The sequence below is a fragment of the Arenibacter flavimaris genome, assembly GCF_030291335.1.
GTDB lineage: Bacteria > Bacteroidota > Bacteroidia > Flavobacteriales > Flavobacteriaceae > Arenibacter.
Genome location: NZ_JASWIM010000013.1, coordinates 1 through 24989, shown reverse-complemented (window position 1 = coordinate 24989; position 24989 = coordinate 1). Strand labels below are relative to the sequence as shown.

Here is a 24989-nt window from a genome sequence, read left to right as displayed (position 1 = left end):
GGGGCTTACTCAATAAATTTGAGGTGCTCTTCAATATCTTCACGTATATTAGCAATGTTTTTTGATTGTAACCCATTTCGTTTTGCATAATCTGCGTAGTTGAGCATTGCCCTTTTCAGTTCGCTCTGGATTTCGTCTAGATTTACTATGTTACTCTCAACCAGCGTCAACAAGAAATAAATGACCCTTTTTAGCATTTTGCTGCCCTTTTTCTTCATTTGCATTTCTTCATAGGTAAAAGCGATATTGTTGCAGGAAATGGTAAAAAGTTGCACAAATGGAATGTTCAATCGAGTGGCTTCTTTTTTATAGTTGTTCAAAACCTTGGCACGGTCAAGTGCATCCCGATATCCATTTAAAGATTGTTCATAATCGCCTTTTCTGAACAAGGTGTTAGAAGCTTCGGTCTTCGCTTTCCAGTCGTTTGCAATATGTTTTAAACGGGTTTCACACATCGCCTATTTATTTAGGTTTGTGTTGGCAAAATCCCAGTTCACCATATCCCAAAAATTCTCTACAAATTTAGGGCGGGCATTACGATAGTCTATGTAGTAGGCATGTTCCCAAACATCTAGGGTAAGAATTGGTTTTTTGAATTCGGTAAGCGGTGTATGTGCATCTTTCATTGGGATGAGTTCCAATTTACCCGCTTCATTTTGTGCCAACCACGCCCATCCAGCACCAAACAGTTTGGTAGCCATTGTAGAAAATTGTTCCTTGAATTTTTCAAAACTCTGGAAGTCGCGTTCAATAAGTTCCATCACGCTTCCATTGGGACTGCCACCGCCATTTGGAGAAAGACAATGCCAGAAAAAACTGTGGTTCCAATGTTGTGCAGCATTGTTAAACAGTCCTGCGTCTTGCTTTTTATGCCCTTCTAAAATGAGTTCTCTTACCGATTTATCCTCAAGTTCGGTATCTTGAACAAGTTCGTTTAAATTTTTAACGTAAGCAGCGTGGTGTTTACCGTGATGATAGTCAAATGTTTCTTCGGTAATAAGGGGTGCCAAGGCATTCTTGTCATACGGTAGTTCTGGTAATTCCTTTGAAATGTTCATAAACACATTATTTTTTAGATTTTCAAAAATATAATTAGAATTGCAAAAATAATAAGTTAGAGTCACCTAACAAAATTATTCGAGATTTATTTATATTTTTGAAGAAAAATATTTTATGGCATCTGATATTAAAGAAAATTATATAAAGGCTTTGTTCTATCTACATCAAAAAAACGAAGATATCTCGCTATCTGATCTAGGGGAAGAACTACAAGTAAGTAAGCCTACTGCAAACGATATGATAAAAAAGTTACAAATGGAAGGTATTGTAATTTCAAAAAAATATAAGCCTATAAGAATAACCGAAAAAGGCAAGCAATGCGCTGCTGAAATTATAAGGAAGCACCGATTGTCTGAAATGTTTTTGTTGCAGATAATGAATTTTGGCTGGGAAGAGGTTCACGAAATTGCTGAAGAGTTGGAACACATTAAAACCGACAAGTTTTTTGATCGAATGGATGAACTGATGGGATTTCCAACAACAGACCCGCACGGATCTCCCATACCTGATAGAAATGGAAATTTTACAAGGCCAAATTATAAACGGCTTTCGCAAATACCTGCGAAATCGACTGTAATTGTTAAGGCTTTGCGAGATAGCTCAACAGATTTTTTACTGTTTTTAAACAACAAGGCAATTCAGCTCAACACTAAAATTACTATTACCCATATTGAAAGTTTTGATGGAAGTTTTACGGTTTCGTATGATACTCATAAAGATGTTGTGTTAGGTAAATCCATTTGTGACCGGATTTTGGTTGAAGGGGTTTGATTTTTTTTTCGACAAATCTGAAATCCAATAAAAAATTCAAACCCAAGCTACAGCTAATCTCAATGCTGAATAAATGGAGGGATGTTACGGAAGTCGCATTCGTAGCATTATGCGAAATTTTTTTCTATTCCCTTCTCTTTCAAATCTTTAGCAGTAGCTTTCTCGATCCCATGTTGACCGACATCTTTACAAAATTTTTATAACTTAATCATTAACTTTGAACAAAAAATGTGGGATTACTGAAGACTAGAAAATACAGCAATAAAAATCAGTACATAATAAGTGTTCTGCTTATTGTGTTGACTTCTATTCTATGTTTTTTCTCCGTTGACATTATTGGATACAGAGCTGTTGCGCTTATTTTACTTTTATTTGTTTCTGTAAATGCTATTCTGTTTGATATTTTTCCAGTACTGCTATCGGCATTATTAAGTGCATTGATTTGGAATTTCTTTTTTATCCCACCAACATTCACTTTACATATTGGCACAGCAGAAGATGGATTGATGTTTTTAATGTATTTCGTTATTGCTTCTATAAATGCAGTTTTAACCTACAAAATCCGAAAAGTAGAACGAAAGGAAAGAGAACAGGAAGAAAAAGAAAAAGCTATCAAATTATACAACACCTTACTTAACTCACTTTCTCACGAATTGAGAACACCTATTTCTACAATAATAGGTTCCATTGACACTATCAAAGACAACCAAACCAAGCTTTCTGACAAAAATCGCAATGAACTTTATTCTGAAATTGAAATTGCCAGTTTTCGATTAAACCGACAAGTTGAAAACCTTTTGAGTATGAGCAGGCTTGAAGCTGGTTTTATTCAACCTAAAGTTGATTGGTGCGATTTGAACGAGCTTGTTTTTTCTGCCATAAAAGACAATGAAAAAGATGCACAACATCACAAAATTGTATTTACCCCAAAAGAGAATATACCGTTAGTGAAAATTGATAACGGTCTTACGGAACAAATTCTTTTTAATCTCATACATAATGCTCTTCAACACACACCTACAAATACAATCATTACAATTCAACTCGATCACAATCTAACGCATTGTTTTATTGAAGTATTTGACAATGGTAAAGGATTTCCAAAAAATGAGATTGAATATGTTTTTGATAAGTTCTATCGTTTAAATGACACTGCCACAGGTGGAACTGGTTTAGGTCTTTCAATAGTAAAAGGATTTACCGAAGCTATGAATGGAAAAGTATTAATGGATAATTTAAAGGAAGGTGGTGCCAGATTTTTAATTAAAATTCCGTGTGAATTTTCTAAAAACACAAATTTGGAAAATGAATAAGGCAGAAATATTAATAATAGATGATGAACCGCAAATCAGAAAATTACTTCATATAAACTTGGAGAGCAATGATTATAAAGTTGTTCAAGCAAGTACGGGAAAAGAAGGATTAATTTTATCGGCCAGTCATCCACCAGATTTGATTCTACTCGATATTGGATTACCTGATAAAAGCGGTCACGAAATTTTACAGGAACTACGCGAATGGTATAACAAACCTATTATCATCCTTTCGGTTCAGGACAATGAAACCGATATTATTTCAGCATTAGACAACGGAGCAACCGACTATTTGACCAAGCCTTTCCGCACAGGCGAACTGTTGGCAAGAATTCGTTCAGCAATTAGAAGAAGCCAAAATACCGAGAACGACTCAATCATTACTTGTGGTGATATTGAGATTGATTTGGTAGCCCGAATTGTACAGCGAAATAATGAAGCTATAAAACTCACATCTACGGAGTATAATTTATTAGCTTTATTTGCCAAAAATGAAGGTAAAGTCCTTACTCATCAATATCTTTTGAAAGAAATTTGGGGTTACAGCTATCAAACCGAAACCCAATATTTACGAGTGTTTGTTGGCACGCTGCGTAAAAAGATTGAAGAAAACCCCAACAATCCGCAACACATTGTCACAGAAAGCGGTGTTGGTTATCGCTTTCAATAGTCTTTATAAAATCTTTATACGGACATATCAATCCTTAATTTTTTACTTATCCCTTTCATCTGACCTTTGTATTATTAAAAAGAATGCAAAGAAATGAAATGGGATTTTTTTTATGATGAAGGTGAAGGGAAACCCTACGAGTCTATTCACGATTGGTATAAGGAAATTAAGCACTTGATTACACCCACAATTGTAACGGTGGTTTTAGGAACTGCTGTGTATCTCTATTTCCGATTTTTCCATTTCTAAAGTTTATATGCGATGAACAGGGAATTATCAATTTCGAAAAAAATGGCTGATATGATTGTTCAAGTTTGCTTTGATGTAGTTGAATTTTCAAGGCTTTACGAACAAGACCATCCTAAAAGTGCAAAACAACTTTTTCAATGTAATGAAGAAGTAAAAAAGGGTTTGAAATGGTTTATAAATGCTCAAAACCAAGTAGAATTTCAAAATAATGTATCTGATTATCTGAACGAAGTAACATTAGCAAAACAACTTTATCAAGATATCCAAATTCCCATTGAAAGCATGGATAAAATAATTGTTCAGCTTTCTAATCTTCAAACGCATTTAACCAAACTCAAACAAGAAGCTTCAACCAATCAATCATTATAACCAACAATTTCAATAAAAATCTATGTACAAAACTTTTATAAAACAGGTAGCCAGTCTGCAAATAATTTTAGGCTTCGTAATGCTTGTGCCAGCCATATTTGCAATCATTTACCAAGAATGGTATTCCTTAACAGGCTTCCTAATTGCAGGAACATTTACTGCATTAATAGGATATTTGATTTATAGACTTTTTAAAAAAACTGAAGAACCTCAAGAAAAGCACTCGCTGGCCATAGCAGCCATTGGTTGGCTAATGATAATGATATTTGGTGCAATTCCCTATTTTGTCATTGCCCATATTACGCCATTAGAAGTGATGCAACAGTTTGTGCCCGTTGGAATGGATTATACTTCAAGTTTATTAAACTTTAGGAATCCATTGCATTGTATTTTTGAAAGCACGAGTGCCTTTACTACCACAGGCTTAACTATGGCATATAATGAGCCTTCAGTAGGTAAGTCTATTTTGTTTTATCGTTCTTTCTCACAATGGGTTGGAGGTGCAGGATTTATAGTAATGGCAATTGCAGTTTTTAGGCACTTACCAGGCCAAGGAGTAATTCAACTTTACAGTTCAGAAGCTAGCGGTACCAAATTGAGGACTAATGTAATAGAAACAGCAAGGGCAATTTGGAAAGTGTATTTTATAGTAACCTTTGCTATGTTCGTTTATATCGCAATTGGCACCTATTTTATATTACCAAACTATCCGTTATCTGAAAATATTTTTGATGCCATCAACCACGCAATGACAGGACAATCTACAGGTGGATTTAGTACACTAGATGACAGTATTGCAGGGTATCAATCTGCCAAAATGGATATATTATTTTTGCTTCCAATGCTTATAGGCGGTTTTTCTATTCCATTCTTTTATAGACTCATATTTCAAGGAAAAATTAGCGAATTATGGAATGATATCCAAACTCGATCAATGATTATTGTATCTATAATTGGTGGTGTGGTTTTATCCTTATTCCTAATGAACTCTGAATTAGTTTCAAATCCATTCAGAGAAGGAATATTCCAATTTGTGAGTGCACTTTCAACCACAGGATGGCAAACTTCTAATATTGGTGGATGGGACGACCTATCTGTATTGTTTACCGTGGCTTTTGCAATGATTGTTGGAGGGTCTGCGGGTGGAACAGTTGGTGGTATTAAAATCATTAGGGCATTGTTACTACAAAAAGGATTAAAATGGCATATTAATAAATTGTTTTTATCCAAAAATTCCATAAAGTCGGTACGCTTTAATAATAAGTTAATGCTTCCAGAAGAAATGAATTCGGAATTATCAAGAGCAGGAGTTTTCACTCTTATTTACATCTTGTTGCTTTTTGTATCTACCTTATTCGGGGTGTATTTTATGTCGGGCGATTTTACATTGGCAGATGCCATCTTTGAGTCGGCATCAGCACAGGGCACTGTGGGATTAAGTTCGGGTATAACAGACCCAAGTATGAATCCAATTCTAGAAGGTGTTTATATCATACAGATGTGGGCGGGAAGAATAGAAATCATACCCATTCTGATTTTATTAAGAGTACTATTTTATGGTACGCAACCAAAAATTGTTTAACATTTAAAACTAAAAAATTAGTATTATGCACATCATTATTATTGGTTCAGGAAGAACTGGAAAACACGTTATCGAAGCAGCAGTAAAAGACAATCACGATGTATTCGTGATAGATAAAAACAGGGAAACAGCCGATTGGGTTGCTTCTCATTTTGACTGTGTGGTCATCCACGCAGACGCCACCAGTATTGAAGCCCTAAAGGAAGCAAATGCAGAAAAAGCAGATGCCATTATAGTAACCACTAATGATGATGCTGTGAATTCTTTGGTCATATTGTTGGCCAAACAATTAGGTGTTAGTCGTTTGGTATGCTCTGTTAACAATGAAGAGCATTTATCCGTTTTTGAACAACTAGGCACGGATACGGTAGAAAGTCCTTACCGACTGAATGGCAGGTATTTATACAGGGCAATTCAAGGCCCCAATGTAAAAGAGTTTTTAGACCTAGGAGATGGTTATGAATTGTTGGAGATGCAGGTAGAAAAAGATTCTAAAATTGCCGACAAGTTAATCAAGGAGTTAAACAAACAAAGAATTTTACCATCTGATTCACGCATCATTTTAATTAAAAGGAACGAACAAATAATTGTTCCTGAAGGCGGAACTAAAATAGAAATATTGGATAATGTCGTAGTTCTATCGCAAAGAAAAAAGGTAACAGAAATATCGAATCTTTTTGGGAAGCAAAATTAATACGACAGAAGATGGAGCAGATGTGGAAGTTTAATATACTCATCGCACTAATTTTTTCAAGTTCAAGCATATCTGCACAAGTGGATAGCACTTGGCAACAAAAACCGCAATTAAATATTTCAGGTTTTGCAGATGTTTTCTATGTTTATGATTTTAACCAGCCACAGGGCACGGAAAGGCAAGCTTTTTTGTTCAACCATAACCGACATAACGAGTTTAATTTGAATTTAGGTCTTGTAAAATTAGATGTAGAACATTCAAAATACCGAGCCAATTTTGCACTACAAACAGGTACTTATGCCAATGACAATTATGCAGCAGAACCAGGCCTTTTGAAAAACATCTTTGAAGCGAATATTGGTATTTCACTGAACAAGAAAAATAACCTTTGGCTAGATGCAGGGGTTTTGCCATCCCATATTGGTTTTGAAAGTGCCATTTCTATGGATAATATGACTTTGACACGTTCTTTGTTGGCCGAAAACTCACCTTATTTTTTAACAGGAGCAAAACTGACTTTCAACCCAAATGACAAATGGGAAATAGCAGGATTTATTGTTAATGGTTGGCAACGCATTCAAAGATTGGAAGGCAATTCATTACCCTCTTTTGGTACACAAGTGAATTACAGCCCAACTGAAAAAGTTACTTTAAATTGGAGCACATTTGTCGGAATTGACCACCCTGACACAACAAGAAGAATGCGATATTTCAATAATGTTTACGGTCAATTTCAAATAACCGAAAAGTTTGGTTTAATCGCAGGTTTTGACATTGGAACACAACAGAGAACAAAAAACAGTTCCGTTTATGACTTTTGGTTGAGTCCAGTCATTATTGGACAATACACCATTAATAACAATTGGAAAACCGCAATCAGAGCAGAATATTATCAAGATGAGACAGGGATAATTATTCCAACAGGAACAATGAATGGTTTCCAAACCACAGAACTTTCCTTAAATATCGACTATTCACCAAATCAAAGCATCATTTGCCGAATTGAAGGACGTTGGCTAAACAGTAAAGGACAAAGTTTTTGAAACCAAAAGCAATATGACAACCGACAACTTTACTATCGGAACTTCAATAGCAATCAAATTTGCTAAAACCTTAAACAGATAGTCCCCTTAATGCCATACACATTTGTAATTCACTTCAGCCGACACATGATCCAAAAATTACAAAAGAGTATTTCTTTGCCAACACAGACAAATAGATAGATAGACAAAAAAGTATAAGCACCCTTTTGCAAACATTTTATTTTGATAAGTGTGCGAGAATCTATTGCTTTATACAGAAAATCGAAACTTTTAAGGACATTCAATAAAATGCAATTACTCTTATTTTTTAACAATAGACTTAAAAACAATAAAAACTTCCTTGAAGAAAAAGAAGGTTATTTTCCTCAAACTCTTTATAATCTCAACAAGTATTTCTTTCATAATTAAATATTTAAATAGTTATACAATCCTATTAAAATGGCCAAAGCCATTGCTCTTATATTGTTAGGCTTTAAAAAGTAATCCGCTTCATCCGTATTCGTAACAAAGCCCACTTCAATAAGTATTGAAGACCGGTATGGGATATTTTCACGCAATACTTGCAAATTTGCAAATTGAACACCTCGTTTCTTAAAGCCTAATTTTAGGGTGCTTTCTTCCAAAATGGATAATCCCATTCCAATTGATTCTTTTAAATTTTCTTCATTACTATTGGTACGGTGCACGTAAACATCAATTCCTTTTGAGGAAGAATGTGAGGAATTGCAATGTAACGGCACAAATAAATCTGCAGTTAAGCTTTCTGCCAATCGGCTTCTGTCCAATAAAGAAATCAAAGTGTCCCTATATCTGGTTGAGTACATATAAAACGTGTCATTCAAGAGGGTTTTATTTAGCCTTATAATCTCTTTGGCAATACTTAACACTATATCCTTTTCTTGAATACTATTTGTGCCAATTGCACCAGTATCTTTTCCACCGTGGCCAACATCGATCACGATTCTTTTTTGAGCGTCAATTTCCTGTCCAAAAATAATGCACATTTTCAAAAGCAAAATCACAAAACTGACGTTTTTGAGCACTTTTTTCATTCTCAAGTTTTGGGTTATCAACAACCTATCTTCAAAAATTCATAGAATTTGATGCCAAACAATACCAACGGAATTCAAACAAAACCAAATAATATTTTATTCATAATTATTTGATTATCAATTATTTATAATCAAATATATGTAAATTTCGAATAACGAAAACACAACAAAATTTTAAACTTTTCCGTTATGAAAAAATCAATCTATTTAGCCACTTTTCTTTCGTTGGTTTCCACTTCCCTATTTGCACAAATCGGAGGAATCGAAGATTCCGTTAACGATGTTTCGGATACCATACGAACCATCTTTCCCATTATTCTAGGGGTCATCTTCCTCATCGGTTTCCTTTTTAACGCAGGACATTTTTTTGGTGAGAATGCCGACCTGAAAAAAGGGATTACCCGTGTCCTAGTCTTTGTGCTTATTGCGGGAGCTGTGGTTGGAATATTTACTTACCTAATCTCTATTGTAGTATAGGCCTTTAAAATTAGCAACAGCACTCATGAAACGATTCGAGGTCTATAAAAATATCTGGAAACAGGCGGTCATTTTTGGGCTGCCCATATCCCTCTTTGCGATACTAATGATCTGCATCGTGGCTTCGCTATTGGTCATTATCTTCTCATTCAGATTTGCTATAATCATAGGCATACTGGTATTCAACACTGTTCTATATATCGCCTTGACACGAATAACCAACAACCCGCAACTTTTTCAAATGACAAAGGCATTCCCTAAAATCATTAGTAACAAAAGAAATTCCGGATTCGAATATGGACAAGATTAACCTATCAGCATATAAACCCATTGCGGATATTCAGGGCAATATCATTTTTGCCAACAACGGCAATGTGGTCTTGTGCTATAAAGGCAATTTGCCCGAAATCTATTCCTTATCCGAAAAGGACTTTGAGGATATGCACGGCGCGTGGTTTCAGGCATTAAAATCCTTGCCGATCGGTACTGTAGTCCATAAACAGGATGTCTACCTGAAGAAATCCTATTCAGCCGAACAACTTCCGAATACAACCTTTTTAGAGAAAGCAACCCACAAGCATTTCAAAGGACGTGAACATATGGAGCACAGCTGTTACCTGTTCTTCATATTCACCAAAAACAAGGCGCTCAACAATCCAAAATATGTCAACCCGTTCCGAAAGATTTCAAAAGGAATCGTTAAGGAAATGGATGACAGTATTAAAAGTTTTATCGGTTCGGTAAGCGATTCGGTTTCCTTTATTAATAATAGTTGCAAAGTAAAACTGACACCACTGAACCCAGAAATAATAAAGAGCATCAGTGATGCTTATTTCAATGGCTTTAACGAAGGATTTGATACCGATATACTTCTTGAAAAGAAGAACGTCACTATTGGCGAAAATTATTTTGATGCCCTGGCCATCAATAGCGAACTGTGCTTTGGCGAAAGTGTACAGAGTAGCAAGACCAATGAGAAATTCACATCTGACGATTTTGTATTTCATCAAGGGTTTATTGATGGTCTAGGGCTTACGCTAAACGAAAATCACATTGTCAACCAGATTCTCTATTTGGATGACAAACAGAAGTGGCGCAAGCTATTGGACAAGAAAATTGAGGAACTGAACAAGAGTTCCAATTTTGGTTCGCAGAATAAAGTGGTACTCGGAAAAATCCAGCATATCCTAGACCAGATCAATGCCGATGACAACGCCCGGATCATCCGTGGGCATTTGAATATTATCTATTGGTCGAATGATGCTAAAGAACTGGATAAAATCACCTCAAAGATAAAGACCGAGTTTAAGGAACTGGATATCATCCCTTACTATCCAAGGGGTGAGGAACGCAAGAATTATATACTGAACAGTTACTGTTGTTTTTCCTCCAATTTCTCGAACAACGACTTATATGTTACCGATTTAAAACACGCCCTCTGCCTGTTCATCAACAATACCAATTACAAGTCTGATGTTACCGGAATCATCTTCAATGACCGGGAACATAACATTCCAGTGCTTAAGGATGTATGGGATGAACGCAAAAAACGCATCAAGGCGCGGAACTTTGCCATTTTTGCACCAACAGGTGAGGGAAAATCCTTTTTGGCCAATAATATTTTGCGTCAATATTTTGAAAGTGGTGTCCGTCTGGTCATCATCGATTTGGGTGGCTCGTACACCAAATTCGCAAAGCTCTACCCTGAAAAGTACACCGTACTTCGTTACGAGAGTGGAAAGAATTTGGGTATTAACCCATTTTACATCAGCAACATCGATGACCTTACTCCTGAACGGCTGGAAGATTTATCGGTTTTCCTATTTGAACTGTTTGCTTCTGATTTAAAAGTGACCAAGGCACAATCGGTTTCGGTCAAAAAGATATTGCGCCATTACTACGACAGTACTTCTGAAAACCATTCTTTGGATGACTTTTATCATTTTATAGAAAGGAATCAAGAAAATCTTCTTGACACCCTAAAAATCCATCCCGACTACTTCAATGTTACAAGCTTCTTGCACGTAATGTCTGAATACGTCGGTGATGGTCTATATAGTTTTCTATTTGAGGTTAGTGAAGACCAAACCTATAAAATCGAGGACAAGCGATTGATTGTTTTTGAACTGGATGAAGTCAAGGACAATAAGGAAATCCTGTCCGTAATGCTCAAGTTGATTAAATCGGCTATCCAACGGACCATTTGGAAAAACCGGGCTGAAAAAGGTATCATCCTGTTCGACGAGTTTGCCAAACAACTGAAGTTCGAAAACGTACTGGAAAGTGTGGAATTCTACTATCAGGCGATACGTAAGCAAAATGGTGCGATTGGCATTATACTTCAGTCCATTAATCAGCTTCCCAACAATTCCACCTCGGCAAGCATCCTTGAAAACACACAGGTTATTTATAGCCTGAACAATGAAAAGGGCTATGCCGAACTGGTCAAACGCCTCAATCTGTCCAGTCACGACCTGAACCAATTAAAATCCATCAAAAACAACCTTACAGGACCTCGCAAGTACACGGAGATGTTCATCAAAATCGGAAAGGAAAGCAACATTTTCAGGCTCGAAGTTCCCAAAGAAGTGTATGCAGCATATCTAACCGATGGACAGGAAAACGAAGCCATAATGGCCATTTATGAAAAGACCCAAGATATGGAGAAGGCTATCATTGAATTCACAACTAAACCATAATAGTATGAAACCGAAGGTTCACGAATACCAAAACAAATATTTAGCAATGAGTAAATCGAAAATCTTAATTATCGCAACAGCATTCATTTTTTTATTGCCTGCACGTGCTGCGTGCCAGGGAATGCCCACTTATGACAACACCAATTTTATCAGCTTGGTAAAGCAATTGGTGGAATCAGGAAAACAGACCGCCCAACTTATCAAGTCCGTAAAATTCCTGAAGGATGCCAAGGAAAGCATTGAGAAAGTCTCCAATGTAGTCCGACAGCTTAGAGCCGTGGAAGAAATTGGAAGAAACAACCAACGCCTTATTGAGGTAATGCAAAATGACTTGCAGGATATTTTGAACTCGCCCTATATCAAACCCGATGAAGTGGCCAGGGTGTCCGAATCGTTTAGCACCATTGTCCAGAATTCGCTGGACACAATGGACTTCATTGACGAGATCCTGTCAAGCGACTACCTTAAAATGAGCGATGCCGAACGTGCAGAAATATTAAAACAAAAGGAAACCGAGTCCAAGGAGATGGTCTCGGATATCACGATCAGGACCAAACGCTATCGGGATATTATTTCTTTCCGAAAAATGCAGGATAAAATCAATAACCGCGAAACCGAATACTAAAAATGACCGCAACCATCATTTTAGGGATAGGGCTTGAATACGTAGACACCGTATTCCAGACCATTCAAAACAGCGACTTCTCGCAATATACCATTGTAGGGATGAAAACGCTTGCTGTCCTGTTTTTTCTGGTCAATATCCTTAAAAAATATAATGAAGGTGTTGCGGATAAGGACGGGTATACTTGGGGATTGAGTCCTGGAGAATTGGCCAAGAATTTTGCGGTCGTTCTCCTGGTCATTTTTTCAACACAGGTCTTGGGCTTTTTTGATGCTATTCTAGTGGCCATCGAAGGGCAATATCGTGGGACTGCCCCTGCCTTGTTGCCCTTACAGATGCAGGATATTCCCATTGAAGAAGACGTGAATCTGATAGATGCAGCAAAAAACGCAATGACCTTGCTATATGAAGCTTTGGTGACCCCACTTTTTGGGTTTAAGATATTTGCTTTTATCGTTAGCATCATCCTTTGGATTCTTGATCTGTTTATTTATCCCTTGTTCTTGGCGGAACGCTTTTTCCTTTTGGGGATAATGCAGGCATTTTTCCCTTTGGTAATCAGTTTGGCGGTTTTCGAAAAGTTCCGCTCCTTGGCCTATACCTTTTTCAAGCTGTATGCTGCGGTGTATATGCTCGTACCGGCATTCTTTCTGGTCAATGTTTTTGTCAACGCTCTCTACACGGAAATCAACACCAACTTTTGGACGAACCTTTTTGGTACGGATGTCGGTCAAGGCTTCTTTGCCCCCGTGGTGCAACTGGGTTCTGTGGGTTTCATCGTTTTTCTGAAATTCAAGCTCTATAGGCGTGCCACCTCTTTCACCTTACGACTTTTCACCAACTAATTAAATTCCTATGCAAACACCCTATAAAAACATCTATGCCATTTTAAAATTAAACAGGTTCATTGTTTTGGCGGTTATTATATGTGCCACGCTCTCGGGCATATTTTCTGTTTTAATGGCTTTTAATATGCACAAGAAAGCTTTGAACAGTGCCTTTGCCATCAACACCGACGGAAGTATTATTCCTTTAAAATTGGTTACCCAAAAGGAAAATTTCAAAGTAGAGGCTTTATCACATTTGGAACTCTTCCATACCTATTTCTATAATATCGATGCAAGTAATTATGAAAAGAATCTAAAAAAAGCACTTTGGTTGGGCAATAGCTCCGTCGATAATCTCTATCGCCAAAAAAAAGCGGATGGGGTGTATAATCGCCTTCTGCAATATTCCCTGGTACAAAAGGTATTGCGCATCAATTCCCAAATTGAGGAAAAGAATGGTACTTATAGTTTCAGAACGGTTACCCTATTTGAAATTAATCGAGGGTCGGTAATAGACACCTATGAATTGGTTTCCACCGGAAACCTGATTACGGTTGACCGAAACTTCCCCAACAATCCGCACGGATTGTTGATTACAGATTACTTCGAGAACACGCTAAAAAAAATATCCAATGAAAGTAGAAAAAAATAAAATAGTATTTGCTGCCGTACTTGCCGTACTGTTCATTTTCCTGATATCCTATTCTATTTTAATAATGGGCGATGATGAAAGTGAAAACGGGAACCTTGAACAGACCTTGATACCTGAATTAGAACAGAACCAAAAGGAATATGATTCAAAACTGGATGCCATCAATGATTTGAAAGAAGTGCGAGAAACCAACGCACCGAGTATCTATGATGAAAAGATGATCGATTCGCTAGGCTATTACAATCCGGATTTGCCCGAAATGGAAAAAGAGCGCATTGTAGACAGCATTTACGCTGCAGGAAAGATTCGATATTCAGATACGTACTATGAACATATAGGCGAAAAAAGAACCGCTCCAAAGAAAGTTCGGGAAATTGATTCCACGGAACTGAAAATGGAACAAAAGATTGCCGCCAAGGAGCTGGGTCTGGAACATCAACTGTTCTTTGCAGCTGCTCCGAAAAAAAATGAGATGTCGATTTTGGGCAGCACGGACAAAATCATTTATGCCGTTGTTGATGGAAACCAAGTGGTCAAGGCCAATTCCCGCTTGCGGATGCGCCTGGTCCGGGATGCACTCATTAATAATAAAAAGGTATCAAAAAATACGCCTGTTTATGGGTTTATCAGTTTTCAGCCCAATCGTGCTTTGATTGAAATTGAAAATATCCAACACCATCCTACCAGTTTAAAAGCTTTTGACCTCCAAGATGGCAGTGAGGGAATCTATGTGGAAAACAATTTTCGTGCAGATGCCACCAATGAAGTTTTGGATGATATTATAGGGGACATCAATATCCCAAGTGTACCGCAGGTAGGCGGCATCACCAAAGTACTAAAGCGCAATAACCGAAAGGTAAAGGTGACCGTACTCAATAATTACCAACTGATATTAAAGACTAAACTATAAGCCCATAGTGGCATTTAAAAGCGTACTCTTATGAAAAATTATCTATTTATATCCGCCTTTCTCCTTGTTTCCACTTTTATTAAAGCACAAAATTATAACCTGCTAGATACCATTTATGCCAATGACCAAAAGAACGTTGCACTGTTTTTTCCCGAACCCATACGCCAAGGAATCACCGGTTCGAGTAATTTTGTTTTTACCTATAACAGGGATAACGAACAGTATCTGGGGCTTTTACAGGCCAAACCTGGAAAGGAAAGCAATCTGTTGGTCGTCAATAGGGATGGTTCGGTCTTCTCCTATATTATAAAATATAAGGAGGGCTTATCAAAGCTGAATTATTTTATCCCGCTGTCAAGTCGCATTGGAAATGAAAGACCGATAGCGAACGATTCGATAAAAGTTGCCGATTCTGAAGCCAGTACTGCAAACAAACATCAGTATTATAAAAGATTCTGCGCTTATCTTCTGGACAGAAAACAACGTATGGGTCGACTTAAAAAGCGTAAAGAAGGCATCGCTTTGAGAGTTGAAAATATTGTTTTTGACAAAGACGAGCTCTATTTTGTAATCCAGATCAAGAACAATTCTAGCTTGGATTATGATTTGAATTTCCTGAACCTCTCCATTGAAACGAGACAGAAAGGCAAAAAGAAATCGTTACAGAAAGTGTATCAAGAGCCACTGTTTCAGTATAATGTGCCTTCCAGAATTGCTAAAAACGAAACCGTGAGATTGGTGTATGTTTTGCCTAAATTTTCATTGTCCAATGAGCGTAGGGCTGTCTTGGAACTAAACGAGAGGGGTGGAGAACGGAATTTAAAATTGAAAGTGTCGCATAAATATATCAATAACCCAAATTAATGTTATTATGACTAGAATTGTTATTTGTTCACTCGTACTTTTATTCATTTCCTGTTCAGAAAACAAGAATATGTCGCCTTCTGAAACTGCCAAAGTTGTTGCTAAAACCTTTTTCTCGAAAGATGGATAAATCAGCTCTAAAGAAGCATACCACATCTGAGGGATATACCAGTTTGATTACGGTTCAAAATATGTTGCCAGATTCCGATAAAGAAATCGAGGTAGAAATCTTAGATGAAGCCATTGATGGTGAAATTGCCAGGATAAAATACAAAACGACCTATGAGGGAAAAACGGGTGTCTTTAAATTGGTTAAAGAGAATGACCATTGGAAAGTGACTAATAAAGGATCGAGGGAAAAAGGGTCTTTTTAATTAGCTAAAATACTTTTTTGGATAAAGTTCTTCGTAAACCTTTTTAATAGCGTTTTTGAAAACTTGAATCCTTTCATCCTGTAAGCCATTCAATTCATCAATAATCTCTACATAATGAGTTTTAACTAACTTTATTTTCCGACTTGTTAAAGCGTACAGAAACTCTATTATTGCCTCGCCCTGGTACTCGTCTATGTGTTTTATGAATGTTTTAATCAACATCAACATATCTTCAGAATGCTTTGGGCTATAAGAGTAGTCTAGTTCTTCTTTTTTAGCAGCCCTTAATATTGAAGCTTGAATAATCCCATCATTAAAACGATTGAATACTAATGGGTCTAAAATGTTTTTCACAAAGCTAGTTTGGTATAATCCATTTTCTGTATCATTCCTCATATTGTTTAGAACGCACGCAATGGTAAAATAAACGTCAGATTGACTCACATTTTCATAGTAATTATTATTATTGAAAAAAGCTGAATTTTTTCTGATTTCTAAAGGTTTATTGTTTATGTCAGAATAAAAAATGGACTCGATGCCACCTCTGACTTTGGTATTAGCAAACTCTTCAATAATTTGTATTCTATCTTCAATAAATTTAGAAGAAACATCTAATTCTTGCTGTATGGACTGAAGGTGCTCTATTTCATTTTCCCAAGGTGTATCAGAACTTAAATTATCACATTGAATTGCTTCTACTTCAATAAAGGAACTATTCTCTCTTCCATAAAGTCCGTATTTTACGTTTGTCTTCAGTTCCTTAGATTGTAGTTCATTTCCAACCCTATTTACACCTATGAAATATATTAATCTTAATCCCTCGTAGTTTCTGAAAAATCTACTAAGATAAAGTAGGTTTTTACCATTAGATATACACGAGCCGACTAACAAAATTGAACCTATTCCATCTTTATCAATAGTAGTTTCAACTAAATCTCTTTGATTGTAAATCTCAATCTTTTCTTTCGTTAAACTTAAGGTTTGCTTGCATATATATTCAGATAGTTTTTTAGAACCATTGTCATTGAGATGAACAATATATTTTATCGATGCAGGCACATATTGATTAATGTAAGAATCTAATTTTGCTTTATGACTTTTAAAATGTTTTTTTTCAATATTATCTATAACATTCTCATAGTCGATATACAGGTTATACTTTTTTCTAGATGCTGACTCCTCGCTGTAAGATACTTTCAACGACGTACTGCCAACGTCTTTGTTGAATTTGAACGTTTCAACAAAATCTTTCAGTGCTTTTGTTATATATTTCGATGCAGAAATGTTTTTTGCATTGATTACAGGCTCATCTAGACTAAATGAATCTCCTCGAATAATAATAGGTGTTGAATTATCGTCACAATAAATGCATTGCTCATTTCGCCGGGATTGATAATATAACTCGATACCATAATTTTTGCTCTTATTATACTCCAAATTACATAAGACACGTTCCTGAGCTAATGTTGAATCCTTATCGATTGGCAAATAGAATAGTGTACAGACTTCTTTCGAATGAATCTCAGGGTGTGTACTTTTTAAATAAGTTACTAGACCACCAGAGGTCGAAGCAGAGATGATGAATATTGCATTGTCATAAAATACAGACTTCTGATTATAAAGACCATTATAGGATTTAAAAGACTCAATGTTAATCTCTCTATTGCCAAAAAACCTTTTAGCAAATATGCTCATTGAATAAGCAACTACATTTATTGATAGCGTATCACAATAGATATTTTCAAATTTAATATCCTTAAACAAGTGCAACGTATTTATTGCAATATAATCAATCTCGCATTTGTTGACTAATACGTTTGCCGTTCTCAAAAATTTTGTGGAATGCTTTCCGGACGGAAACTCGAAATGATGTGATATTCCGTTACTCTCAATAAGACCTCCATTATCTACAAATATCTTGACCAAACCCTGTTTAAGAATTTCATCTTTATTTTTTCTTAGAAAAACTTTACTGGTAAAATCAAACGAATTGCCATCATACAAAGCGTAAAATATGTTCTTTCGTAACGATGTTTCCTCAACCTTTGGAATAGTCAAAAATATTGTTTCTATATTATCGGCTATTTGTTTTTTTAGCTCGGACGTATCTTGACAATGAATGAATAGTAATGCTGAAGTTTGATGATGAAATCTGAAATACTCAGTCAATTCATTATTAAGTTTTTTAATATTGAAACTGCTATCTGGATTAAATATTACGGTAACATTTTTGTATTTTTTGTCATCAATTTTTGAATTGTATATATAATATTTTCCCATCTGAATTAATTGTTAAATGGATATAAAATACTGATATACGAACCCTGTACTTTCCTTGAATCTGTAGTGCCTTGATTTTGACTATCCCAATGGTTAAGAATAAGACCATCTAGATTATTTTTATCAATTGGCTTATATTCATCTTTTAATAAATTTCGGTAAAGACAGTATTTATCGGTTGTAATTTTTAAAAAGCCTTTACCATCAAGTATATTTAATATTCTATCAAGACCTTTTCCTTTTTTAGTCTTCATATTTGTAGTTGAAGATGTTTGATTCTTAATAAGACACTTTTTAATAATATCTATATCACTATGCTTATTATCCTTTCCAAATTTATCAACGAATCCAATTCCTGAATCGAAAACCAAAATTTCTAAATAATAAATCTGATTTGATTTGTTGGCTGATTTTTCAAGCAGTATCGGATTTCTGAAAAATTCTTCCAATGGTGTGTTTTTGAATTCGTCTATGACGTTTTCATTTTTCCCAATATGATATCTCAGGTAAGCACCTCTTATACTTGGACTAACAGTTACATTATTAGTGTCGGTTCTTCCCCATTCGTAGGTGTTTTTTACAAGTTCATATATTATTGCCCCAATATCATTTATAATTGGTTGAATTTCTTGTAAATTTTTTTTATTGAATGTTAGAACATAATCACTTAGAACTTTACTTATTTTATTAGTGATTTTTTCCTCATCATCGTTGAAACCGTTTGTATTTTCAAGGAGCTTTATAAGTCCTTTCTCTTTAGGTAGATGGTCGGTATTTACTAAAAGATATTTATTCCCTTTAATATTTGAAAAAGAGTTCATATTTAAATAAAACTCATTCTGCTTTTGTCTTAAAACTTGTTTAATATTCTTATCATTTTTATCGACAAATGACGCAATATTCCAAAGTAACGCTAGAACCGGATAACTGTATTCTTGGTCAAAGAATTTATCTAATTCGTCTTCTTCAAGATTAATTTTGACAATAGAAATTCTACTATAACTATTCAGATTTATTACTAATTTAAGAATATCCGAAAGCAGACCAAATCTATATTTTTGTAGATAAGATGGTAAAACAAGAGTAGTTTCAACAGAGCCTTGCTCTTCTATTTTTCTATATAGAAGGTCTATTTTTGCAGGTGTAGCGATTGTCGATATTTTAAACTCTGTCATTCGTAATTTTAATTTCACCAATATATGCAAAATATTTTCCATAGGATGATGAATTGGTTTTAGATTTTTATCAGTTCAACCCTGATGGAATTTAGTTTTTGTCTAAATATTTCATAACCTCTTTTTTAAAACTACGTGCAAGCAATCTCGATAGCCAATCGATTATGTCGGTAATTGTTTTTTTGTGCTGAGGAATTTTCGTTTTTTCAAGCTTAGTTTTCCACATTTCTAGGGAATCTATAATTTTACTAAAAACAACTAAACTACTTGCTTCTGTAGATACGCCTGGTACTATGCTAGTAAAATGTAGTCCCCAATAAATATAGATATTTTCGTCTCTTGTATTTTTTGAAATTTCTAGAGCGTTATGTAAAGATGATAATATCGTATTGTCAAAAATATTGTTATAAAAAACTTCAGCCGATTTTGTTGCTACGGTATTATCAATGTCCCAGAGCGTCCCAATATATCCTCTTGCCCCGACACCTAAAAACGAATCTGCAACATCAGACCAAGACCAACAGGTATTATTAAATATTACTGGCGAATGCATAGCAGCCAAATAGTGGAACATTGCTTGATAAATAGAATCTACACATTTTATATGGCAGGAACCCGGAACGTTAACTACTCTTGAACTCTCCTGCTTTTTGGTCTCGCCTAATGATTGAAACATTTCTGAAAAAACATAATTAGGAAAAGAAGTATCTGTAAACTCCTTGTTACCCCAAGTAAGTCCATCGAATTTACGAGGTAATCGCTTCGTCGCAACAGAATGTGAATCTTTTATAGGGTTCAACCCAAAACTGAAAATTTCATCATATTCCACAATATGTTCATCGCCACCACTATCGATAAATTTTTCAATAATTCTGGTTCCTTCAACTTCGCCACCGTGACTGCACAAATGCAAGAGACTAAAAGGGTAATGCTGAATATGGTTATCTAGATTAAAATAAGTGGCTTCTTTATCTACGAGTGGTTTTACAAGTAAATTGTTTTTCGATAGCTTCTCTACAACAAATTCGGTTTCTTCGTTATCAAAAGCTTTAGGGGAAAAAACAACTGCTGAATAGGTTTCAGAATAAGACTCATAATAGATGCTATTAAAAATGAAAAAGTCTGGATTAATGCGCAAGTGGACGTGGGAAATCGGCACAACATTTTTTAAAATTAAAGAGTATGGGACTCCATCGGTAAAGAAGGTGGCAAATTCCCTCTTATTAAATTCAATATGCTCGATATATGGAAAGATAACTGCACTGAGATTATTAAAACCGTTTGGCTCATTGTTCTTCCACTTCTCGATTAAATCTTTAATCTCGTAATTATTTAATCCTTCCGTATCAATTAACTCAACATCTGCACCAATAGAATGTGCGTACAAAATTCCAAAAACGCTAGATACTTTATTGTTTCGCTCTATTACAACTAAGCCTGGGAAATCTTCAAATGATTTAGATACATTTTCCGCATTGTTATCTATAGATAGATATAGGTTTTTCTTAAGAGCATAGTTTAGCTGTTCAATTAGTGAGGTTTCCTTACAGGGTAAATAACCTTCCTTTGCCACGATACCATTTAATAAAGTATCCACATCGTTTATATTGTCTATATAAATAGTGTTGTAATCATCCAGGAATGTCAAAAAGCTTAACTGCTTATCCGTAAGACCAGCTACAATAAGATATTCACATCCTCCCAGACGCCGAATAGTATTTCCGACTTTAATATTAAATTTTCTTGCCCTTGACCTGCTAAGTTGGTGTTCATCGCGAATTTCTTTATCTGGCTCATTCTCAAAATCCTCTGACGATACAAAAGGAAATTCAAATGTTGGTATATAACCTTCAGATTGGTCAATGTAGCTAAAAATTAGAGCAGCTAACGTTGCTTCATCTCTATTAATGATACAGAAAAATTTTGCAGCTATTTTTGGCGGATAAGATTTCATTTAAATGAAATCAATATCGTCAATTTATTAACATTTGAGAAATTTTAAACAAACAAATTTCTCGCTTCTTTATAAATCCGCTCAAAATTAGCTTCCAAATCAACCTGAGAAAACTGCTTTGATTCCTTCGGTAACTCTTTTTGAATATCAGCCAATTTAAACTGCACTTTTTTGTCCGTTCCATCTGCATAGGTAATAAACTCCCCCTGTTTCAACCGAAAGAAAACATCCGCCCTAATTTTTGGGATTTCCTTTTCTCCTGTGGTAATCCGTGTATCAAAATCGAGATTATGTCCACGACTTATGCTTTTGGTCGGGTCTTTTATAATCTCAAAAAATCGCTCATAATATTTGGCGGTGTCCGGGTCATTGACCTTTCCAAAAAACTGGTAGGAAAGATTGCTCAATATCGCCTTGCTAGCCTTATCGCCGTACATCATATCGTTTTGGATCTTATCCTGCATCACATAGACCGTAGAAATATTATAGCTACGAAGTGTCGCCGGTATACGATGCATATTCAATAAGCGTATGGTAGGCGCTTCTTCCATAAGTAAAAAAGACGGTCTCTGACCGCGTACACTCATTTGTTTGGTAATGGTATGGACAATGGTAGCAATCACCGGTGAATACGAAGTCTCAAATTTTGGATTGTTTACGATTGAAATTACCGCAGGATTTTCTTCACTATTGATATTGAGTGGGACTTCATCTGCGGACAAGGCCATAAAAATTCGTTGTGTACTGATGCGTTTTAATGCATTGGCCAGGGTACTTTTTACCCCGGCAGTTTGCCGTTCCGAATCCTTACCACTTATAAAGGCATCTGCCATAGCCCTTGAGGTGGTATTGGTTTCCAAAAACTGTATGAGACTGTCGGTGTCCAGATATTGATAAATAGCAATCAAATGGGGAAGGGTGCAGAATTGGGGATAGGTCGTTTTGAGTTTCCAGATGAGTCCGCCAATCAAGCCTTCGGCAGCATCGTTAAAGAATTTAGTCGTTCCTGTCGTGCCCGATTCCCTTTGCTCCAATAGGTTCTCTATCAGTACCCGAGAAACTTCGTTGACGCTTTCCTCGTTCTCTAAATACCGGGGAGCAATCGGATTGACCCTATGGATGATTTTATCAAAGGAAATCACCTTAAACGGAATATCACTATCCTTGAAAAGTGGATACGCCATTTCGGTCAGCTCAAAATCTTTGTAGTCGTGGATGATGCCACAAAAGCTTTCTTTCTGGAAATGTTTTAAGAATCCGTACACGATACTTTCAGTTTTTCCGCTTCCTGCAGAACCAATGACCGATGCACCGCGCTTGATATTGTCAATCTTAAAATTTCCTTTTGTAGTTTGAAAATTGACTTGATACCTATCGTCGCCCTTTTTTTGCCTTTCGGGTGTATGTAGGAAAATATACAAGGTCGTATTGATTAACAAAAGTGGACACACCACATTCAGCAACACTAAAACCAAACCGTTCCAAGGTTTTAAAAAATAGGCCAGGGCAAACAACAAAAGGCTGTTTGCAAGAAATGCATATTTGGAGACCTGATACAATCCATAAAATAAAGCACTGGTCAGACCAATGATTAAAAGAGCGGTAAAGAGATTGTTTATTTGCATACGTTTGGATTAGATACCTATGGAACTTGATTTAATGGCCACTTCCACACCACGGCGTAATTTGTTAAATACCTTCATTGCTAGTTGCGCCTGTGAAACAGGAATGTTGGGTAGCATTGGAATACCACTTTCCTTCATCATTTTAAAAGCAATCGCCTTTTCATTGGTGGGCAGTTTCATCAGCGAGGCAAAATAGACTTTCGGATTCTTGACGAAATCCTTTCTAGCTTTGTAGGTCTCGGCGAAGTTTCGCTGGTAACCGAATGTTCTGTCAAAGGTCTTTTCCGCACGCTCAAAAAACTGGTCACGGTCAAAGCCCCGTTTTATGGTCTTACCGTGCATCTCCACTTCCGATGCCTTATGCTTGCTCCCTGGTGAAAGGCTGTAGGTATTGGAGGCATCCTTTCGGCTTACGATGATATGGATATGACTTTGATTTCCTGCCTTAGGCATTCCCTGAACAATTCGCTTCCCATCCTGTTGGTGCGGGGCTTCCTTTTCCAATCGTTCTATTTTGTGCTGTAACAATTTAATATTGCCTTCAGTACGACCCTCTTCAATCCTTCTGATCTCCGTTTTGAGCTGCAATATTTTGGTGGCATAAGGCTGGTTTTCCTTGATCTGCCAATCCGTTCCCTTGAAGGTTCGTTGGTGTTCGATTTTTGCATAATATTTTATATCATCAATGGTAATCGGTCTTCCATTGATTTCACGATTGAAGGAAGCTACATAATCCTTCATCAGCTCACGGGTATATCTTTTCAGATCCACACTACTGTTCCGTAATCGGTTCAGTTCGTATTTGGAAGGGCTTACCGTAATGGAATAGAATTTCGGTTCGGTCTTTTTAAGCTTGGCACCGTTGCCATCGATATCCTTCACCACTTCTTCAGCGGAAATCTTATCGCCATATTGGTTGAAAAAGTGTTCCATTTCTTCCTGTTCTAGACCCTGGTTTTCCTTCTCCAGATAGCCGACAAAATCGCCTGAACTTTGTGAATAATTTCCTCCCAGTTTTTGAGGTGTAATGGTGATATACATAGCTCAAAAATTTAGAATTCGTTGGTATGGTTTTGCTTTTCCTGAAATCCTGCCTCGCCGGCAGGCAGGCTTACTTTGGGTTTTTCTTCGAGCGTTTTCTTTTCGAGAATCAAGGGTTTCTTTTTGGGTTCTTCGGTCTGGAAAAGGGATTCTATCATTGCGACCGTGGGTTTGGTCTGTGTCTTTTCCATATCCCTCATTATAGCAATCACCGCATTGATACGTTTCTTTAGGGAAGCCTCGATTGTCCTTCCGGTAGGACCTAATTTTTCCTTTGGGGAAATCTCGTTGTAGAAGAAAAAGTCGAGCATTGTAGTCAATGCTTCGGTATGTGATTTGAAGTGTGTCCTTGAAAATTCCTGAAAACGTTTTGCCGTTTCCTTTTTGAACCTGATGCCGATAAATGAGTCCATAATTCGCCGATTTGTCGCAAATCCTTCCCTAAAAATGGGCGTTCACAGGGCATTTGTCGCAAATTGTAGGAGGTCGGGAATTTTATATTTTTTCAAAACACTGAATATCAGTGATTTGAAAATAAAAAGGAGTTCTAAACATCGCATCGCGTGTTACCCTCTTGCTGTGCGTACTGAGTTGCCCCAGGGTAGAGTGTACTTAGAAATAAGTTCATTGAAAGGGCAACGTAACTTTGAAAGTGATGATAGGGTTTATCAAGGTCAAAAAGAA

At 36.3% G+C, this 24989-nt stretch carries 26 protein-coding genes; 17 read left to right on the top strand and 9 right to left on the bottom strand.

The window, feature by feature from the left end; translation table 11 throughout:
- Positions 1-5 precede the first annotated feature (5 nt).
- Both QSE00_RS11555 and QSE00_RS11550 read right to left on the bottom strand, forming a co-directional pair.
- Positions 6-455, bottom strand: a complete 450-nt coding sequence (locus tag QSE00_RS11555) for a tetratricopeptide repeat protein (protein ID WP_286106072.1) — start codon at positions 453-455, stop codon at positions 6-8.
- Positions 456-458: 3 nt separating this feature from the next.
- Entirely contained in the window at positions 459-1058 is a 600-nt protein-coding gene (locus QSE00_RS11550; protein ID WP_286106071.1) for a superoxide dismutase, read from the bottom strand.
- 115 nt (positions 1059-1173) lie between these two features.
- On the opposite strand from QSE00_RS11550, the gene QSE00_RS11545 reads away from it, so the two are divergent.
- The 8 genes from QSE00_RS11545 to QSE00_RS11510 all read left to right on the top strand — a co-directional run bounded on the left by QSE00_RS11545 (position 1174) and on the right by QSE00_RS11510 (position 7750).
- Positions 1174-1830 carry a metal-dependent transcriptional regulator gene (locus QSE00_RS11545; protein WP_286106070.1) on the top strand — a complete coding sequence of 219 codons (657 nt, stop codon included), beginning with the start codon at positions 1174-1176 and terminating at the stop codon, positions 1828-1830.
- Positions 1831-2060: 230 nt separating this feature from the next.
- Entirely contained in the window at positions 2061-3143 is a 1083-nt protein-coding gene (locus QSE00_RS11540; protein WP_286106069.1) for a sensor histidine kinase, read from the top strand.
- Positions 3136-3813, top strand: coding sequence for a response regulator (locus QSE00_RS11535; protein ID WP_286106068.1), 678 nt, complete (start codon positions 3136-3138; stop codon positions 3811-3813). Before QSE00_RS11540 ends, QSE00_RS11535 begins: the two co-directional genes overlap by 8 nt.
- A 93-nt stretch (positions 3814-3906) precedes the next feature.
- The gene (locus QSE00_RS11530) at positions 3907-4062 is read left to right on the top strand and encodes a hypothetical protein (protein WP_286106067.1); all 156 of its coding nucleotides are present in this window, start codon (positions 3907-3909) and stop codon (positions 4060-4062) included.
- Between the two features lie 12 nt (positions 4063-4074).
- The gene (locus tag QSE00_RS11525; protein WP_286106066.1) at positions 4075-4431 is read left to right on the top strand and encodes a hypothetical protein; all 357 of its coding nucleotides are present in this window, start codon (positions 4075-4077) and stop codon (positions 4429-4431) included.
- Positions 4432-4453: 22 nt separating this feature from the next.
- A complete protein-coding gene (locus tag QSE00_RS11520; RefSeq protein ID WP_286106065.1) occupies positions 4454-6013 on the top strand; it encodes a TrkH family potassium uptake protein in 1560 nt (519 codons plus the stop codon).
- Between the two features lie 25 nt (positions 6014-6038).
- Positions 6039-6707 carry a potassium channel family protein gene (locus tag QSE00_RS11515; protein ID WP_286106064.1) on the top strand — a complete coding sequence of 223 codons (669 nt, stop codon included), beginning with the start codon at positions 6039-6041 and terminating at the stop codon, positions 6705-6707.
- 11 nt (positions 6708-6718) lie between these two features.
- Positions 6719-7750, top strand: coding sequence for a porin (locus tag QSE00_RS11510; RefSeq protein WP_286106063.1), 1032 nt, complete (start codon positions 6719-6721; stop codon positions 7748-7750).
- A gap of 404 nt (positions 7751-8154) precedes the next feature.
- Here the strand turns inward: QSE00_RS11510 and QSE00_RS11505 are convergent, their stop codons facing one another.
- Positions 8155-8802: an N-acetylmuramoyl-L-alanine amidase family protein gene (locus tag QSE00_RS11505; RefSeq protein ID WP_286106062.1), complete on the bottom strand. Its 648-nt coding sequence runs from the start codon at positions 8800-8802 to the stop codon at positions 8155-8157.
- 189 nt (positions 8803-8991) lie between these two features.
- On the opposite strand from QSE00_RS11505, the gene QSE00_RS11500 reads away from it, so the two are divergent.
- From QSE00_RS11500 to QSE00_RS11460, 9 genes are all read left to right on the top strand, one after another.
- On the top strand, positions 8992-9279 hold the full coding sequence (locus tag QSE00_RS11500; RefSeq protein ID WP_093977174.1) for a hypothetical protein: 288 nt from the start codon (positions 8992-8994) through the stop codon (positions 9277-9279).
- Between the two features lie 25 nt (positions 9280-9304).
- Positions 9305-9589 (top strand): hypothetical protein, encoded by a 285-nt coding sequence (locus QSE00_RS11495; protein WP_286106061.1) that lies wholly within the window; start codon positions 9305-9307, stop codon positions 9587-9589.
- Complete coding sequence (locus tag QSE00_RS11490; protein ID WP_286106060.1) at positions 9576-11978, top strand: TraG family conjugative transposon ATPase; 2403 nt, start codon at positions 9576-9578, stop codon at positions 11976-11978. The genes QSE00_RS11495 and QSE00_RS11490 overlap by 14 nt, the downstream gene beginning before the upstream one ends.
- Positions 11979-12024: 46 nt before the next feature.
- The gene (locus tag QSE00_RS11485; protein ID WP_286106157.1) at positions 12025-12603 is read left to right on the top strand and encodes a conjugal transfer protein; all 579 of its coding nucleotides are present in this window, start codon (positions 12025-12027) and stop codon (positions 12601-12603) included.
- A gap of 2 nt (positions 12604-12605) precedes the next feature.
- Entirely contained in the window at positions 12606-13448 is an 843-nt protein-coding gene (locus QSE00_RS11480) for a hypothetical protein (RefSeq protein ID WP_286106059.1), read from the top strand.
- Positions 13449-13458: 10 nt separating this feature from the next.
- On the top strand, positions 13459-14082 hold the full coding sequence (locus QSE00_RS11475; RefSeq protein WP_286106058.1) for a conjugal transfer protein TraK: 624 nt from the start codon (positions 13459-13461) through the stop codon (positions 14080-14082).
- Positions 14063-14992, top strand: a complete 930-nt coding sequence (gene traM, locus QSE00_RS11470; RefSeq protein ID WP_286106057.1) for a conjugative transposon protein TraM — start codon at positions 14063-14065, stop codon at positions 14990-14992. The genes QSE00_RS11475 and traM overlap by 20 nt, the downstream gene beginning before the upstream one ends.
- A gap of 30 nt (positions 14993-15022) precedes the next feature.
- A complete protein-coding gene (locus QSE00_RS11465) occupies positions 15023-15856 on the top strand; it encodes a DUF4138 domain-containing protein (RefSeq protein WP_286106056.1) in 834 nt (277 codons plus the stop codon).
- A 122-nt stretch (positions 15857-15978) separates the two neighbouring features.
- Entirely contained in the window at positions 15979-16230 is a 252-nt protein-coding gene (locus QSE00_RS11460; RefSeq protein WP_286106055.1) for a hypothetical protein, read from the top strand.
- Here the strand turns inward: QSE00_RS11460 and QSE00_RS11455 are convergent, their stop codons facing one another.
- From QSE00_RS11455 to QSE00_RS11430, 6 genes are read right to left on the bottom strand one after another with little or no spacing between them, the layout of a single operon-like run.
- Positions 16231-18510, bottom strand: coding sequence for a hypothetical protein (locus tag QSE00_RS11455; protein ID WP_286106054.1), 2280 nt, complete (start codon positions 18508-18510; stop codon positions 16231-16233).
- Between the two features lie 5 nt (positions 18511-18515).
- The gene (locus QSE00_RS11450) at positions 18516-19727 is read right to left on the bottom strand and encodes a hypothetical protein (protein ID WP_286106053.1); all 1212 of its coding nucleotides are present in this window, start codon (positions 19725-19727) and stop codon (positions 18516-18518) included.
- 49 nt (positions 19728-19776) lie between these two features.
- Positions 19777-21639 (bottom strand): hypothetical protein, encoded by a 1863-nt coding sequence (locus QSE00_RS11445; protein WP_286106052.1) that lies wholly within the window; start codon positions 21637-21639, stop codon positions 19777-19779.
- A 44-nt stretch (positions 21640-21683) separates the two neighbouring features.
- Complete coding sequence (locus QSE00_RS11440; protein ID WP_286106051.1) at positions 21684-23264, bottom strand: type IV secretory system conjugative DNA transfer family protein; 1581 nt, start codon at positions 23262-23264, stop codon at positions 21684-21686.
- Positions 23265-23273: 9 nt separating this feature from the next.
- Positions 23274-24305: a MobB family relaxase gene (mobB, locus tag QSE00_RS11435; protein WP_286106050.1), complete on the bottom strand. Its 1032-nt coding sequence runs from the start codon at positions 24303-24305 to the stop codon at positions 23274-23276.
- An 11-nt stretch (positions 24306-24316) separates the two neighbouring features.
- On the bottom strand, positions 24317-24718 hold the full coding sequence (locus QSE00_RS11430; protein ID WP_286106049.1) for a BfmA/BtgA family mobilization protein: 402 nt from the start codon (positions 24716-24718) through the stop codon (positions 24317-24319).
- Positions 24719-24989 lie beyond the last annotated feature (271 nt).

Excerpts from the sequence above, each read along its gene's own strand:
- QSE00_RS11555 (WP_286106072.1), bottom strand. The coding sequence starts at position 455 with ATGTGTGAAACCCGTTTAAAACATATTGCAAACGACTGGAAAGCGAAG.
- QSE00_RS11550 (WP_286106071.1), bottom strand. The coding sequence starts at position 1,058 with ATGAACATTTCAAAGGAATTACCAGAACTACCGTATGACAAGAATGCC.
- QSE00_RS11545 (WP_286106070.1), top strand. The coding sequence starts at position 1,174 with ATGGCATCTGATATTAAAGAAAATTATATAAAGGCTTTGTTCTATCTA.
- QSE00_RS11535 (WP_286106068.1), top strand. The coding sequence starts at position 3,136 with ATGAATAAGGCAGAAATATTAATAATAGATGATGAACCGCAAATCAGA.
- QSE00_RS11530 (WP_286106067.1), top strand. The coding sequence starts at position 3,907 with ATGAAATGGGATTTTTTTTATGATGAAGGTGAAGGGAAACCCTACGAG.
- QSE00_RS11525 (WP_286106066.1), top strand. The coding sequence starts at position 4,075 with ATGAACAGGGAATTATCAATTTCGAAAAAAATGGCTGATATGATTGTT.
- QSE00_RS11520 (WP_286106065.1), top strand. The coding sequence starts at position 4,454 with ATGTACAAAACTTTTATAAAACAGGTAGCCAGTCTGCAAATAATTTTA.
- QSE00_RS11515 (WP_286106064.1), top strand. The coding sequence starts at position 6,039 with ATGCACATCATTATTATTGGTTCAGGAAGAACTGGAAAACACGTTATC.
- QSE00_RS11510 (WP_286106063.1), top strand. The coding sequence starts at position 6,719 with ATGGAGCAGATGTGGAAGTTTAATATACTCATCGCACTAATTTTTTCA.
- QSE00_RS11505 (WP_286106062.1), bottom strand. The coding sequence starts at position 8,802 with ATGAAAAAAGTGCTCAAAAACGTCAGTTTTGTGATTTTGCTTTTGAAA.
- QSE00_RS11500 (WP_093977174.1), top strand. The coding sequence starts at position 8,992 with ATGAAAAAATCAATCTATTTAGCCACTTTTCTTTCGTTGGTTTCCACT.
- QSE00_RS11495 (WP_286106061.1), top strand. The coding sequence starts at position 9,305 with ATGAAACGATTCGAGGTCTATAAAAATATCTGGAAACAGGCGGTCATT.
- QSE00_RS11490 (WP_286106060.1), top strand. The coding sequence starts at position 9,576 with ATGGACAAGATTAACCTATCAGCATATAAACCCATTGCGGATATTCAG.
- QSE00_RS11485 (WP_286106157.1), top strand. The coding sequence starts at position 12,025 with ATGAGTAAATCGAAAATCTTAATTATCGCAACAGCATTCATTTTTTTA.
- QSE00_RS11480 (WP_286106059.1), top strand. The coding sequence starts at position 12,606 with ATGACCGCAACCATCATTTTAGGGATAGGGCTTGAATACGTAGACACC.
- QSE00_RS11475 (WP_286106058.1), top strand. The coding sequence starts at position 13,459 with ATGCAAACACCCTATAAAAACATCTATGCCATTTTAAAATTAAACAGG.
- traM (WP_286106057.1), top strand. The coding sequence starts at position 14,063 with ATGAAAGTAGAAAAAAATAAAATAGTATTTGCTGCCGTACTTGCCGTA.
- QSE00_RS11465 (WP_286106056.1), top strand. The coding sequence starts at position 15,023 with ATGAAAAATTATCTATTTATATCCGCCTTTCTCCTTGTTTCCACTTTT.
- QSE00_RS11460 (WP_286106055.1), top strand. The coding sequence starts at position 15,979 with ATGGATAAATCAGCTCTAAAGAAGCATACCACATCTGAGGGATATACC.
- QSE00_RS11455 (WP_286106054.1), bottom strand. The coding sequence starts at position 18,510 with ATGGGAAAATATTATATATACAATTCAAAAATTGATGACAAAAAATAC.
- QSE00_RS11450 (WP_286106053.1), bottom strand. The coding sequence starts at position 19,727 with ATGGAAAATATTTTGCATATATTGGTGAAATTAAAATTACGAATGACA.
- QSE00_RS11445 (WP_286106052.1), bottom strand. The coding sequence starts at position 21,639 with ATGAAATCTTATCCGCCAAAAATAGCTGCAAAATTTTTCTGTATCATT.
- QSE00_RS11440 (WP_286106051.1), bottom strand. The coding sequence starts at position 23,264 with ATGCAAATAAACAATCTCTTTACCGCTCTTTTAATCATTGGTCTGACC.
- mobB (WP_286106050.1), bottom strand. The coding sequence starts at position 24,305 with ATGTATATCACCATTACACCTCAAAAACTGGGAGGAAATTATTCACAA.
- QSE00_RS11430 (WP_286106049.1), bottom strand. The coding sequence starts at position 24,718 with ATGGACTCATTTATCGGCATCAGGTTCAAAAAGGAAACGGCAAAACGT.